A 13,061-nucleotide genomic window follows, 5' to 3' on the forward strand; every position below is an offset into this window, starting at 1 on the left:
TGGTCGTGAGGCAGCCGGCTGATGTCTTCGGGGGGCCCAGGAGCGCGACCGTGGAGCGGGGTCGGCCGAGGTCACCCTGAGGCGGCTCGGATCTCCGGGATGGACCTCGGGGGCCCCGCTGCCCCTGAAGCAAACACCTCATTGTGCTGGCCTGACCTTCAGGCCTAGATGTGAGAGGCCCGGTCGGCGGGGCAAGGCCAGGGCAACCGCGAGGAGACAGGATGGCGCAGAGGACTGTGGAGGCGCAGCGGGGAGGACCGCGGGATCTCCAGGCCCGCGTGCTGGAGACCGGCCTCTGCACCGCCTGCGGGGCCTGTCTCGGTCACTGCCCGTATCTGAAGACGCTCGGGGAGCGCGTGGCCTTCATCCACCCCTGCCCGCTCCCGGAGGGGCGCTGCTTCGAGGTCTGCCCCCGCGCCGCGCTGGACCCGGACCGGCTGGACGCGCAGCTGGCCGGCGCGGGGCCGGCCGACCCGCTCCTGGGCCCGCACCTGGCGCTCCACTTCGCCCGCGCGCTCGACCCCGAGGTGAAGCGGCGCGGCCAGTACGGCGGCGTGACGACGGCGCTCACCCTCTTCGCGCTGGGCGCGGGGGCCGCGGAGGCCGCGCTCCTCACCGGCGGCAGCCCCACCGCCGCGCCCCATCCCGTCGTGGCCCGCGACCGCGCGACCGCGCTCGCCGCGGCGGGCACCAAGTACTCCGCCTGCGCGACGCTGGCACCGCTGGCGCCGCTGCTCCGGGAGGGCAGCGCCCCCCTCGCGGTGGTGGGCCGGCCATGCCAGGTCGCCGCGCTCCGCAAGCTCGAGGCGCGCGGGGAGGGCGGCCACCGTCTTGCGCTCGTCATCGGCGTCTTCTGCTTCTGGGCGCTGACGCCGCCCTTCTACCGCTTCCTCGCCTCGCGGGCGGATCTCGCGCCCGCCACGAAGATGGACATCCCCAAGGAGGGCGGCGTGGTCTTCTCCGTGAACGGCGGCGCCGTCCGCATCCCCCTCGACCAGGTGCGCCCGTTCATCCGGCCGGCCTGCCAGTCCTGCTTCGACCCCACCGCCGAGTGGGCGGATCTCGCGGTGGGCTCCACCGAGTACGATCCGGACTGGAACACGCTCGTGGTGCGGACGGCGCGCGGCCAGGCGCTCGTGGACGGGGCGGTGGCGGCCGGCGCGCTCGAGGTCACGCCGTATCCGGCCGAACGGATCCCGATCCTGCGCGCGGCCGTGCGCGGCAAGAAGATCAGAGTGCTCGCGGCGCTCGAGGCCGGACGCGCCGAGGCCGCGTATCTCGAGATCTCCCCCGAGCGCCGCGCCGCGCTCCAGCCCGAGGCGGAGGGCGGAGCATGAGCCTTCAGGCCCTCCGCACGGCCGGCCCCGGCCGCACCGTCGTCCTGAGCGGCAACGAGGCCATCGCGCGCGGCGCCATGGAGGCCGGGCTCGCCTACGCGGCGGCCTATCCGGGCTCGCCCTCCTCGGAGGTCCTGGCGAGCCTGGCCGCGATGGCCCGCGAGCGGGGCTTCCACGCCGAGTGGTCCACCAACGAGAAGGTGGCCATGGAGGGCGCGGCCGCCGCCTCGTTCGCCGGGCTCCGCTCCATCACGATCATGAAGGCTGACGGGCTCAACGTCGCCATGGACTTCCTCACCAGCCTCGCCTACTCGGGCACGCGCGGCGGCATGGTCGTGGTGGTGTCGGACGACCCCGGGGCCCACTCGAGCACCAAGGAAGAGGACACCCGCTATCTCGTGCGCGCCAGCCACCTGCCGCTCGTCGAGCCGGCCACGGTAGACGAGGCCAAGGAGATGACGCGCTGGGCCTTCGAGCTGTCGGAGGAGGTGGGCCTGCCCGTGATGCTCCGGAGCGTGACGCGCATCGCGCATGCCCGGGGCAGCGTGGATCTGGGCGCGCTCCAGGCCCCGCCGCGGACGGCGCGCTACGATCCCGGCGCCCGCTACTTCACCACGAGCGCGCTTCACCCGCTGCTCCACCAGCGCGCCGAGAGCGCCCGCGAGCGCTTCGAGACCTCGCCCTTCAACAGCTATCAGGGCCCTGCCGACGCGCGCCGGCTCGTGATCGTGACGGGGCCGGGCTTCACGTACGCCGTCGAGGCCGTGGAGCTCCTGGGCGTCTCGGGTGAGGTCGGGGTGCTCAAGCTCGCGACGACGTGGCCCTTGCCCGAGCGGTTGCTCCTCTCTCATCTCGGGCACGCCCGCGAGGTGCTCTTCCTCGAGGAGATCGAGCCCTTCATGGAGACCGAGGTGAAGGCGCTCTGGGCGCAGCACGCCGCCTCCCTCGGCGCCATCGCCTTCCTGGGCAAGGCCTCGGGGCATGTGGCCGGCGCCGCGGGCCCGGCCATCGGCGAGCTGACGCCCGAGATCGTGATTCAAGCCGTCTCGGCGCTGGCGGGGCGCCCCTTCGAGCCCCGGGCGCCGGAGTTCCGCCGGAAGGTCGAGGAGACACGGCTGCCCGAGCTGCCGGCGCGCGCGCTGGCCTTCTGCGCGGGCTGCCCGCACCGCGCCTCGTACTGGGCCATCAAGGCCGCGCTGGAGCTCGACGGCCGCGACGGCGTGGTCCTCGGCGACATCGGCTGCTACACGCTTGGCTCCATGCAGACGGGGTACTTCACCGTCAAGACCGTGCACGCCATGGGCTCGTCGGTGGGGCTCGCCTCCGGCTTCGGAAAGCTGAGCGGCTTCGGCTTCGAGCAGCCGGTGGTGGCCGTGGTGGGCGACTCGACCTTCTATCACGCGGTGGTGCCGGCCCTCGTCAACGCCCGTTACAACGACTCCCGCCTGCTCCTCGCGGTGCTGGACAACTCGACGACGGCGATGACCGGGCATCAGCCGCATCCGGGGACAGGCCGGTCGGCCACGGGCGAGCCGGCGCCGCCGCTGCCCATCGAGAGCGTGGCCCGGTCGCTGGGGCTCGCGGTGGAGATCCAGGATCCGCTCCGGACCGAGGAGACCGTCGAGAGCGTCTACCGCCTGCTCCAGACCGACGGGGCGAAGGTCCTGATCCTCCGCAGCCCCTGCGCGCTCCTGCCCTGGGTGAAGCGGAGCCGCCGCGCCATGGTGGATCCCGAACGGTGCATCGGCGAGGCCTGCGGCTGCGCCCGACTCTGCAACCGCGTCTTCTCCTGCCCCGCGCTGGTCTGGGACAGCGCGCGCGGGCGGGCGCGCGTGGACGAGGTCCTCTGCGCCGGCTGCGGCGTCTGCGTGGATCTCTGCCCGCGCGAGGCCATCCGGCTCGACGCCGTCGCCTGAGGGAAAGGACGGAGGCATGCGGATCGACCCCCGGAAATGCGTGGCCTGCGGCAACTGCGTGGCGGTGTGCCCCATGGGCGCCATCGCCATCGACCCCGTGAGCCATCGGGCCGTCGTGGACGCGGACGAGTGCGTGGAGTGCTACAGCTGCTATCGCGGGATGTCGCGGGAGCATCTTCCCCCCGCCGTGGTGCGCGCCATCAGGGGCATCGCGCGCCTCGCCCGCTTCCGCTTCGACCCGGAGCCCGACGTCTGCCCCACGGGCGCCTTCACCGAGACGGAGCTCTCCTGGCCGCGCACGCTCCGCCGGGCCTTCTCGGACCCTGTCGTCCCCCACGAGTCCACGGGCCTCGCCGGCCGCGGCACCGAGGAGGTCAAGACCAACGACGTCACCGGCCGCGTGAGGCGCGGCGAGGCGGGCTTCACGGTGGAGTTCGGGCGGCCGGGCATCGGCGCGCGCTTCCGGGACATCGACCGCGTGACGCGCGCGCTGGCTGCCGCCGGGGCCCGTTTCGAGCAGGCCAATCCGGTCACCTCCCTGATGAGCGACCCCGCCGCCGGGCGGATCCGGGAGGACATCCTCGGCGAGAAGGTACTCTCGGCCATCGTGGAGCTGAAGACGCCGATGGCCAGCGTGCCGGAGATCCTGCGCGCTCTCCGCGCGGTCGCCGGCGGGGTGGAGACCGTGATCTGTCTCGGTGTTTCCGCGCGCTGCGACGCCGGCGGCGACACGGAGCTGGCCGAGGTGCTGCGGGCCGAGGGCTTCGCCTTCTGGCGCGGGAAGACCAATCTCGGCCTCGGGCGCCCGCTCTGGGGGGATGCGGCATGACCAACACGCTCCACCGCTACGGCAGCCCCGAGAGCCTCCGCGACGACTACGTCGTCTTCGCGATGTCGACCAGGGCCAATGCCGAGGGCTGCGTGCCCAGGCTCCGGGCCTTCCTCGAGATCGCGCAGAAGCACGGGCCCGTGAACCTCGGCACCGGGAAGCAGGGGGGCTTCCACCGGCCGTCGCCCCACCTCACGCCCCTGGTCCACTGGCGGCGGGACGGCGGGCTCACCGCCGCCGAGGTCATCGCGGGCGTGGACGCCCCGACCGTGGTCTGCGCCGTCTTCGAGGAGCTGGACCGCGTGCGCGCGTTCCTCGCCGAGCTACGCGAAAGGGACCTGGGCCTCTCCGTCAACGTCAGCGGGCTCACCGACGAGGCGCGGCGCGCCGCGGCGGCCGCCGGCCTGGTGCGCCACAGCGTGGAGTTCTCGCTGGGATTCTGCCTCGGGCAGACCGACCGGATGCCCGACCGCCGGACGCTCGAGCTGGCGACCATGTGCGGGCACGGCATGATCTCCTTCGGCCTCGTGGACAAGCTCGTTCTCCTCGTCAAGGAGGGGCGCCGGACGCCGGCGGAGGCCAGCCGCTGCCTGGCGCGCTTCTGCTCCTGCGGGGTGTTCAACCTGGCGCGGGCCGAGCGGCTCCTCGAGGCTGCGCGCGCGGGACGATGAGCGCGCTCCGGTCGATCAACGTCGTCATCGCCGGCGTCGGGGGCCAGGGCAATGTCGTGGCCTCGGAGCTCCTGGCCTCGGCGCTGTCGGGCCACGGCTATCGCGTCAGCGTCGGCGAGACCTTCGGGGCCTCGCAGCGGGGCGGCTCGGTGATGAGCCACGTGCGCGCGGCCCGGGACGCCACGCCGGGGCCGCTGGTCCCGAAGGGGCTGGTGGACGTCATCGTCGCCTTCGAGCCGCTCGAGGCGCTCCGGATCCTCGCCGACTACGGCCGGGAGACGACGCGCGTGCTGGTCAACCCGCGTCCCGTCTACCCGCTGGCGGTCCAGGTCGGCGAGGCGAGGTACCCGGAGCCGGCCGAGCTCCTCGCCGCCCTCCGCCGGCTCGCCGCGGAGGTGCTCGTCGTCGAGAGCACCGAGCTGGCCCGCCAGGCGGGAGACATGCGGGCCCAGAACCTGGCCCTCCTCGGGGCGCTGGCCGGCTCGGGCTGGCTCCCGGTGGAGGCCGAGACCCTCGAGGCGCTCCTCGCCGAGCGCTTCCTCGACGAGGTCCTCCGCCTCAACCGTGCCGCCTTCCGCCTGGGCCTCGAAGCCGCGCGCGCCCTCGTCGCCCCCCGCTGAGCGGGAAGCGGTCCCGGCGCGATTGCGATCGGGCGATCGGCTGCGGGATGCCCTCGACCCGCGCGTGGGGTGACGGCCCGTCCCCCGGCGCCCCGCTCGGCTCCGTCGTCGGGAGCGCCAGGTACGACCGAGACCGTCGCTTGACCACGATCCCAACGGGGGCGCACCATGACTCGGGGCCCGCGGGCGAAGGCCCGGACGGCCCGACACGGCATCAGGAGAGAGATCATGGTCGAGCTCACGGCAGAACAGGAGGCGATCCGGCAGACCGTGAACAGGATCTGCCGCGAGCACCTCGCTCCCAGGGCCGCGGACATGGACAGGACCGGCGAGTTCCCCTGGGACATCCTCGCGGAGTTCGCGAACGCGGGCCTCACCAGCATGTTCTTCCCGGTGGAGTACGGAGGGCTGGGCAAGGACCTCGTCACCAGCACGATGGTGGTCGAGGAGATCTCGAAGTTCAACACGGCCACCGCCCACACCTTCACCGGCATCGCGAGCAGCCGGCTCCCCCTCCTGATCGCGGGGAGCGAGGAGCAGAAGCGACGCTACATGCCCAGGCTCATCCGCGAGACGGGGATCACCTGCCTGTCCATCACCGAGCCGAATGCGGGCTCCGACGTGGCAGGGATGGAGACGCGCGCGGAGCGGGACGGCGACAGCTACGTCCTGAACGGGCGCAAATGCTTCGCGACGAACGGCTCGGTGGCGGCGCTGTACTTCATCTTCGCGGTGACCCAGCCGGGGGCCGGGGCGCGCGGGATCTCCTGCTTCCTCGTGGAACGCGGAACGCCGGGCCTGACGTCCGGCCGGATCGAGGACAAGGTGGGGCTCAGGGCCTCGAACGTCTCCGAGCTGATCCTCGAGGACGTGCGCGTTCCCGCGGCGAACCGGATCGGCGCCGAGGGGGAAGGGTTCCGGATCTGCATGCTCGCCCTCGACAAGGCCCGGCTCGACGCCGCGGCCCTGGGCGTGGGGCTCGCCCAGGGCGCCCTCGACTACGCGGTCCGGTACGCCAAGTCTCGCGTGCAGTTCAACCAGCCGGTGGCCGACTTCCAGGGGATGCAGTTCCTCTTCGCCGATATGGCCACGAGCCTGGCAGCCGCCCGCGCGCTCACGTACCAGGCCGCGCGGCGGATGGAGCACGGGGACCCCGCCACCAGTCACTTCTGCGCCATGGCAAAGCTCTTCGCCTCGGACATGGCCATGAAGGTCACCGTGGACGCCGTCCAGGCGCTGGGCGGATACGGCGTGGTGAGAGATCATCCCGTGGAGCGGATGATGCGGGACGCGAAGATCCTCCAGATCTTCGACGGCACGAACCAGATCCAGCGGGTGATCATCGCGCGGGGCCTCCTCCGGTGAGGCGGCAGGGCTGGTGTTCAACTTCGCGAAGCACCGGCGCTGGAGCGCCAGCTCACTTTGCCTGCGACGTGTAGAATTGCACGAGCCCCAGGATGTCCTGCCAGACCAGCCGGCCGATCGGGCCCGAGCTGTATTGCGCCACCACGATGGTCTTGTCCGGCTTCACGACGAAGCCCGTGGACTGGAGAATCCCACGCCGCTCCTCGTAGAAGGCGCCCAGGGCGGCCGCGGTGTCCCGGACGGGCAGCCCGTAGCCGACGGGGAACGTGAGCGAGTGCTCGGCGACCGTCTCCTTGGCCTTCTCCAGGGGATCCGTGGAGGCGGCGACCACCGTGATCCCCGCCTCCTGGAGCTTGGCCTGGGCCCGCTCGAAAGCAGCCAACTGCTGCTTGCAGTACGGTCACCAGTGGGCGCGGTAGAGCAAGAGCACGCCCCAGCCCTCGCCGAAGCGGTCGGGTACCGTGATGCGCCCGTGCGCCACCGTCTCCATCGCCACCGTGGGGAGTCTCTCGCCGCTGTCCAGGAGCCTCGTGTCTGCTCTCGTCATTGTCCGCTCCTTCCTTCCCGGGTCACTGCCCGGGCCAACTGCCTGCGCATCAGCGAGCGCTTGCGGGCGGCTCTGCGCGCCCGCGCTACCCGGTCGACCGCGGATCGAAGTCCGGCTGGAGCTGGAGGGTATCAGCGATCTTGGTCACCGTATTGAAGAGCTGAACGACCTCGATGGCTTCGGTCAGCGCGCGGTCAGACAGCCCAAGCCGACGCGCTTCACGAAGGTGAAAGTCGACACCATAGTCCGACTTGCCGGTCATCGAGGCCGCCAGCGCGAGGACCTCCTTCATGCGACGGTCGAGGGCCCGGTCCGCGAAGGCCTCCCGCGTCGCGGCCCAGTACCCCTGGAGGAATCCGACGTCGCGCCCCATCCACCGGAACACCGCCGGGGGTCGATCCACGGCATAGAAGCCGACGATGTCATCGAACACCATCTTGAGCTCGGGAGAGGCGTCGGCTGGATCGGGGAGCGGGAGAACTGGCTGCCGTGCCGACGGAGAGAACTCCAGCGGGAGGCGGAGGCCATCGGCGACCGCGTTGAGCGCGTGGGTCACGCCGGCCACGTAGGCCACCTCGTACCAGATCCGATCGTCGGCCAGCCCTTGCAGCTTCCCGGCTGCGCTGTGTGCGACCAGTCAATACTCGCACACGTTGATGGCGCTCACCATGCTGGCGATGAGCTCCTTCTGGGCGCGCGTCAGAGCGCCATCGGCCATCGCGCGTCGGGAGGCGCGCCCGTAGGGCCGACCGAACTCGGGAACGGTCAGCAGCACACGGCTCATCTTGGGGACGAAGTCGATCTTGAACCACGCCTTCGTACCCTCGAAGACTTTCTGATCCTCCGCTGCCAGGTCGTGCGCTTCGGGGACTCGGACGATCTCCATGACATGCTCCTTGAAGGCTAGTCCTCGAGTTGGTCGAGGCTGCTGACGACGGCATCGGCGGCCACACCGAGTTCTTCCGCTGGTGCGCTCAGCCGATTACACCAGGCCACTCGGTAGCCGAACGCTTTCGCACCGACGACGTCCCAGGCGTTGGAAGACACGAACAAGAGCGCGCTCGCCGGAATGCTCAACGTCTCAGGCCCGAGCGCGTAGACTCGCGGCGACGGCTTGTAGGTCTTAACCTGGTCGACCGAGATGATGTGCTCCAGGCAATGGCCGAGCCCGCTCGACGCGACGGCCGCCGCGAGCATCCTCGGCGACCCGTTGGAGAGGATCGCGCGCGGCCGGCCCTCGAGACGCTCCAGTGCGGCCTTGACTTCGGGGAAGCACGCCAGGCTCAGATACGCCTCGATGAGCCGGCAGATCTGCGCTTCGCTCGTGGTGAGGCGAAGGCGGCGGATCGCGTACCGGAGGGCGGACTCGGTGACGGCCCAGAAGTCCTCGTAGCGGCCCATGAGCGCCCGGAGCCAGGTGTATTCGAGTTGCTTCTGGCGCCAGGTTGCCGACAGAGCCACCGGGTCGTCCGTCACCTCTCGTGCCGCATCGACCACCGAATGGACGTCGAACAGGGTCCCGTAGGCGTCGAACACGTACCCCCGGACGCGCGTTCCCATGAGACCGCCCTCGCTCCGAATCGTTGGTAGGTGTGACGACTGTGTTACGTGACGAGTTGGATCGCCTTCCGCCCGAGGCGCGTGATCAGCGCAGGATCGTTCTCGGCCGTTGCCACGAGTAAGATGCCTTCCATGTACGCCACGAGCGCCTGGGCGTTCATGGCCGGATCGATGCCGGGAAGATCGCCGGCCGCGATTGCCTCTCTGAGCGCTCCCTCGAAGTAGGATGCGATCGCTTGAAAGATCTGGCGCAGCTTCCGGCGGATCCGTTCATCCTGGCTGCTCATCTCTCCGGACAGGTTCCCGAACGGGCAACCCCGGACCTGCCCGGTCCGTTTTTTCGTCGCCGCCTGCACCTTGGCGAGCAGATCGAAGAACCGCCCGAGTCGCTGGATCGGAGGCAGATCGTCTCGGAAGGCTGGTTCCAGCACCAGTTCCGTGGTCTTCCGCCAGTGCCAGTCCAGCGCGGCGAGCGTGAGCGCATGTTTGGAGCGAAAGAAGTGGTAGAAGCTTCCTTTCTTGACCCCTGCTCGTTGGCACAGTGCCTCGACGCCCACGCTCGCGTAGCCCCGGGCATGCAGCAGGTCGGCGGCAGTCGCCACCAGCCTTTCGTTGGCGTCGCTCGTCCGTCCCATATAGATGACCAGTCAAGTATAGTCGGCCTCACCGGATTGTCAACTCCTTCTATGCGCGCAGCTACAGTAAGACCATGCCGGTCAGCATCATCATTCCCACGCTGAACGAAGAGGCGGAGCTCCCGGGCTTGCTCGGCTCGCTCGGGATGCTGAGCGGTCGGCCCGAGATCCTCTTCGTCGATGGCGGCAGCCGAGACGGGGGGCCCGCTCTCGTGCGCCAGGCAGGCTACTCCGCCGTCGACAGCCCCCCTGGTCGGGCCCTGCAGATGAACCTCGGGGCACACGTGACCCGGGGTGAGGTGCTGGTGTTTCTGCACGCCGATAGCCGCTTGCCAGCCGATAGCCTGCGCGCGATCGAAGCGGCCATGGGCGATCCCGCCGTCGTGGGCGGCCGCCTCGACCTCGTCTACGAGAGAGCGGAATGGCCGTACCCCTGGATCGCTCGGCTCGGCAACCTCCGCTCGCGGCTCACCAGGATCTTCACGGGAGATCAGACGATCTTCGTCCGGCGCGCGGCGTTCGACGCCGTGGGAGGGTATCCGGAGATTCCGCTCATGGAGGACATCGAGCTCTCTCGCCGGCTGAAGCGTCTCGGGCGGGTCGGCTGCCTGCGGGCGCCCGTCGTCGGCTCGACGCGGAAGTGGCGGCGCGAGGGGGTGTGGCGAACGATCGGCCTCATGTGGCTGCTCCGGTGCCTGTACGCGCTGGGCGTGTCGCCGGCGTCTCTTCACCGGCTCTACTACGGCCTCGATCCCGCGAAGCGGCCCCCGTCGACGCCGCCATGACCCCCGGCAGCGACCCGGACGCACCCGGCATCCATCGCCCGGGGGGGCCGCCCCGGCCCTCATCACGCGCCTCCCCGCCGTCGATCCCGCGCCCCCCGCCGGCCCGCAAGAAGGGCCATGAACCTCGGCTGGAAGATCAGGACCAGCACCCCGAGCAGGGTCAGCGTCCCCACCGTCCACAACAGCGCTTGGCCGGAGGACCCGCCAAGGTGGCCGAGATAGCTGTACACCAGCGTGGCCGGCACCATACCGACGGCCGTCGCCGTCAGGAAGCCGGCGAACGACATCGGCGTAAGCCCCGCCCCGTAGCTGACCACGTCGAAGGAGACCACCGGACTCAGCCGCCCGATAAGGACCGCATACGGGCCGAAGCGGGCGAAGAACGCGTCGCTCCACGCGAGAGCGCGGGGACTCACGAGCCGCCCGACCGCGGGGCGTCCGAGGATGCGACTCAGACCGAAACAGAGGGCGGCGGCGCCAAGCGCACTCCCCCACGAGAGCAGTCCGCCCCACCATGCGCCGAACATCAGCCCGTTGACATAGGTGATCGCGGAAGCGGGCAGCGGCGCGATGACCGCCTGGAGGACCATCAGCCCCCCGGAGACCAGGGGCGCCCAGGCGCCGAAGGAGAGCACGTAGACGCGGAGCCCCGCGATGTCGCCGTGAGCCAGAACCCGGACCGGCTCCGGCGGCTCGCCGCGGAGCGCGAGGACCAGCGCCACCACGCCGCCCGCGAGCGCCAGCGCGAGCAAGACCCCCCGCCGGCTATTCACGTGACCGGGTCATTCGAAGCGGTGCCTTCGCCAGGCCTAGCCCGGCGCGACGATGGCCCCCGGCTCGGTGGGCAGGCGGTGAAGAGCTGGACGGCGACGGCGAGGGCCACATCTCGCACGGCCGGCGCCTAGAACCGGCCCCGGGCCCGCTCCCGGGCCGGAAGGCTCTCGAGGCAGGTGGTCCACCAGCCCGTGCGGACGGTCTCGGCGAATTCTGGCGGGAGACCTTCGGCATCCATCTGGCGGGCAAGCGTCGAATGGTCGTACCGGACCGGCACGAACTCGACCTCCAGCTCGGCGTCCGCGGTGAGGAGCGCGTACCAGACCCGGGGCGAGCCATCGTTCTCCGGACGACCGATCGCGCCGACGTTGACCAGGTGCTGTCCCCCGGGCAGGGCACGGTGCCACTTGATGCCGGTGTGGGTGCACAGGATGACGTCCGCGGCGTGGTCGCGGAAGAGCCGGCGCAGCAGGCCGTTCGGTGTCGTCGATTCCCAGAGGAACTCGTTGACCCGGCGCGGCGAGCCGTGGCACATCAGCACGCTGGAGCCGCCCAGCTGCACCCGGCAGTGCCGTGGCAGGCTGCCGAGCCACGCCTTGTTCTCCGCCGAGGTGTGCGCGAAGGTGTAGGCGTAGCTGATCCGGGCGAAGTGGTTGTCTCGCGGGTCTGTATAGCCGCAGCCGCAGTCCTCGCGTCCCGAGGCGAGCGACTCGTCGTAGTTGCCCTGGAGGCTCAGCACGGCCCCCGCCCGAAGCAGCGGAAACACGCGGTCGGGATGCGGCCCGAAGCCCCCCATGTCCCCCAGGCAGAACACGGCCTCCGCCTCGCGGCGGCGCGCATCCTCGATCGTCGCCTCGAGGGCCAGCGCGTTGCTGTAGACGCCGCCGAAGACGGCGATCCGCCGGTACGCGGCGACCGGGTGTCTCACGTTCACGATCGCCGCCGCGGGGCGGGACATCCGCGCTCGCTCAGGGTCATGCGTTCCGGCACGTCATGCCCGTCTCGAAGCAGGTCACGCACGCCGGGTGAAAGAGCGGCACCGGCCGGAACGACTCCTCGAGGTCTCCTGCAGACAGGCGCGCGCCCGGCAGTCCGGCCAGGATGGGGCACGCGTAGACGCCCCCGTCGGCCACCACCCGCGCCTCGGCGCACTGGAGCTGCCCGCGGTCGAAGCCGTCGAGCACCTCCTCGCTGAGGAGATCACCGCCCCGGCCAGCCAGGCGACCGGCGGGGAAGAGCGGCAGGATCTTCACGCGGGGCTTGTCAATCCCCAGATCGACGAGAAAGTCCCGCAGCCGCCCGTAGAGCCCCGGACCCACCTGCCCCTCGCCGCCCGGGTCCTCGGTCGCCGCGACGATGGGCAGCAGGCCATGGGCATGAAGGCGCCGGATGGTCAGGACCGCCCGGGCCCAGGCGCCCCGCCCTCGCACGCGGTCGTTCCGCTCGGGATCCACATCGTCCAGGCTCACGCGGATCTCGAGCGAGTATGGGGCGCCCCGCGCGAGGGAGGCCAGGGCCGCAACCGTGGCCTCCGAGATCGCCGCCCCGTTGGTGAGCACCGTGGTGGGCGCCGCCGCGAGCGCGACGCCGAGCAGCGGCAGGATCTCGCGGTGGAGGAACGGCTCGCCGCCGGTGAAGTAGATGTCCTTCACCCCCAGGGCCTCGCTCTCGCGGATCGCGTGGCGCACCCTCTCGGCGCAGAGCGGCTTCAGCCAGGGATCCCGCGGGCCGCTGGCATTGAGGCAGTGGACGCATTGCAGATTGCACCACGTCCCGGTGACCTGCACCCAGAGCGTGGAGAAACGCACGAAGGGGGCCGACGGGAACGGGGTCCCGCGCGCCTCGAGGACCGGCACCGTGCCTCTCATTCCGCCGGCTCATGCGCCAGGGCCCAGTGGTACGGCATCCACCTGGAGCAGGGCGGGATTCCGGCCGCGATGGCCGCCCGGACCGGGCCCTCGTCGAGATACCGCAGCAAGAACGGCGCGAGCCCGCCGGCGGCGTCGAAGTCAGCCCTGTACC

At 71.0% G+C, this 13,061-nt stretch carries 16 protein-coding genes; 7 read left to right on the forward strand and 9 right to left on the reverse strand.

Annotated features, from left to right (window positions below; genetic code table 11):
- The first annotated feature begins 221 nt into the window (after window positions 1-221).
- The 6 genes from HYV93_26045 (at window position 222) to HYV93_26070 (ending at window position 6,738) form a co-directional block, all read left to right on the forward strand.
- Entirely contained in the window at window positions 222-1,337 is a 1,116-nt protein-coding gene (locus HYV93_26045) for a Coenzyme F420 hydrogenase/dehydrogenase, beta subunit C-terminal domain (protein ID MBI2529437.1), read from the forward strand.
- The gene (locus tag HYV93_26050) at window positions 1,334-3,253 is read left to right on the forward strand and encodes a 4Fe-4S binding protein (protein MBI2529438.1); all 1,920 of its coding nucleotides are present in this window, start codon (window positions 1,334-1,336) and stop codon (window positions 3,251-3,253) included. The genes HYV93_26045 and HYV93_26050 overlap by 4 nt, the downstream gene beginning before the upstream one ends.
- Window positions 3,254-3,269: 16 nt before the next feature.
- Entirely contained in the window at window positions 3,270-4,082 is an 813-nt protein-coding gene (locus HYV93_26055; GenBank protein MBI2529439.1) for a ferredoxin family protein, read from the forward strand.
- Window positions 4,079-4,753 (forward strand): hypothetical protein, encoded by a 675-nt coding sequence (locus HYV93_26060; protein MBI2529440.1) that lies wholly within the window; start codon window positions 4,079-4,081, stop codon window positions 4,751-4,753. Before HYV93_26055 ends, HYV93_26060 begins: the two co-directional genes overlap by 4 nt.
- Window positions 4,750-5,373 (forward strand): indolepyruvate oxidoreductase subunit beta, encoded by a 624-nt coding sequence (locus HYV93_26065; protein ID MBI2529441.1) that lies wholly within the window; start codon window positions 4,750-4,752, stop codon window positions 5,371-5,373. Before HYV93_26060 ends, HYV93_26065 begins: the two co-directional genes overlap by 4 nt.
- 225 nt (window positions 5,374-5,598) lie before the next feature.
- Window positions 5,599-6,738 carry an acyl-CoA dehydrogenase family protein gene (locus tag HYV93_26070; protein MBI2529442.1) on the forward strand — a complete coding sequence of 380 codons (1,140 nt, stop codon included), beginning with the start codon at window positions 5,599-5,601 and terminating at the stop codon, window positions 6,736-6,738.
- Window positions 6,739-6,790: 52 nt separating this feature from the next.
- On the opposite strand, the gene HYV93_26075 is transcribed toward HYV93_26070, so the two are convergent.
- The 6 genes from HYV93_26075 to HYV93_26100 all read right to left on the reverse strand — a co-directional run bounded on the left by HYV93_26075 (window position 6,791) and on the right by HYV93_26100 (window position 9,447).
- Window positions 6,791-7,120, reverse strand: a complete 330-nt coding sequence (locus HYV93_26075) for a redoxin domain-containing protein (protein MBI2529443.1) — start codon at window positions 7,118-7,120, stop codon at window positions 6,791-6,793.
- An 18-nt stretch (window positions 7,121-7,138) separates the two neighbouring features.
- Complete coding sequence (locus HYV93_26080) at window positions 7,139-7,285, reverse strand: hypothetical protein (protein MBI2529444.1); 147 nt, start codon at window positions 7,283-7,285, stop codon at window positions 7,139-7,141.
- A gap of 85 nt (window positions 7,286-7,370) precedes the next feature.
- Window positions 7,371-7,859 (reverse strand): carboxymuconolactone decarboxylase family protein, encoded by a 489-nt coding sequence (locus HYV93_26085; protein MBI2529445.1) that lies wholly within the window; start codon window positions 7,857-7,859, stop codon window positions 7,371-7,373.
- 63 nt (window positions 7,860-7,922) lie between these two features.
- Window positions 7,923-8,171, reverse strand: a complete 249-nt coding sequence (locus tag HYV93_26090) for a hypothetical protein (GenBank protein ID MBI2529446.1) — start codon at window positions 8,169-8,171, stop codon at window positions 7,923-7,925.
- Window positions 8,172-8,188: 17 nt separating this feature from the next.
- Entirely contained in the window at window positions 8,189-8,845 is a 657-nt protein-coding gene (locus tag HYV93_26095) for a haloacid dehalogenase type II (GenBank protein ID MBI2529447.1), read from the reverse strand.
- Between the two features lie 44 nt (window positions 8,846-8,889).
- Window positions 8,890-9,447: a TetR/AcrR family transcriptional regulator gene (locus tag HYV93_26100; GenBank protein MBI2529448.1), complete on the reverse strand. Its 558-nt coding sequence runs from the start codon at window positions 9,445-9,447 to the stop codon at window positions 8,890-8,892.
- A gap of 107 nt (window positions 9,448-9,554) precedes the next feature.
- Between HYV93_26100 and HYV93_26105 the strand changes: the two genes are divergently transcribed.
- A complete protein-coding gene (locus HYV93_26105) occupies window positions 9,555-10,265 on the forward strand; it encodes a TIGR04283 family arsenosugar biosynthesis glycosyltransferase (GenBank protein ID MBI2529449.1) in 711 nt (236 codons plus the stop codon).
- A gap of 62 nt (window positions 10,266-10,327) precedes the next feature.
- Here the strand turns inward: HYV93_26105 and HYV93_26110 are convergent, their stop codons facing one another.
- The 3 genes from HYV93_26110 to HYV93_26120 all read right to left on the reverse strand — a co-directional run bounded on the left by HYV93_26110 (window position 10,328) and on the right by HYV93_26120 (window position 12,907).
- On the reverse strand, window positions 10,328-11,038 hold the full coding sequence (locus tag HYV93_26110; protein ID MBI2529450.1) for a TVP38/TMEM64 family protein: 711 nt from the start codon (window positions 11,036-11,038) through the stop codon (window positions 10,328-10,330).
- Window positions 11,039-11,166: 128 nt separating this feature from the next.
- Window positions 11,167-11,997, reverse strand: coding sequence for a metallophosphoesterase family protein (locus HYV93_26115; protein ID MBI2529451.1), 831 nt, complete (start codon window positions 11,995-11,997; stop codon window positions 11,167-11,169).
- A 16-nt stretch (window positions 11,998-12,013) separates the two neighbouring features.
- Window positions 12,014-12,907: a radical SAM protein gene (locus HYV93_26120; protein MBI2529452.1), complete on the reverse strand. Its 894-nt coding sequence runs from the start codon at window positions 12,905-12,907 to the stop codon at window positions 12,014-12,016.
- Between the last annotated feature and the right edge of the window lie 154 nt (window positions 12,908-13,061).

The sequence above is a fragment of the Candidatus Rokuibacteriota bacterium genome, assembly GCA_016188005.1.
In the GTDB taxonomy this organism is placed as follows: domain Bacteria; phylum Methylomirabilota; class Methylomirabilia; order Rokubacteriales; family CSP1-6; genus UBA12499.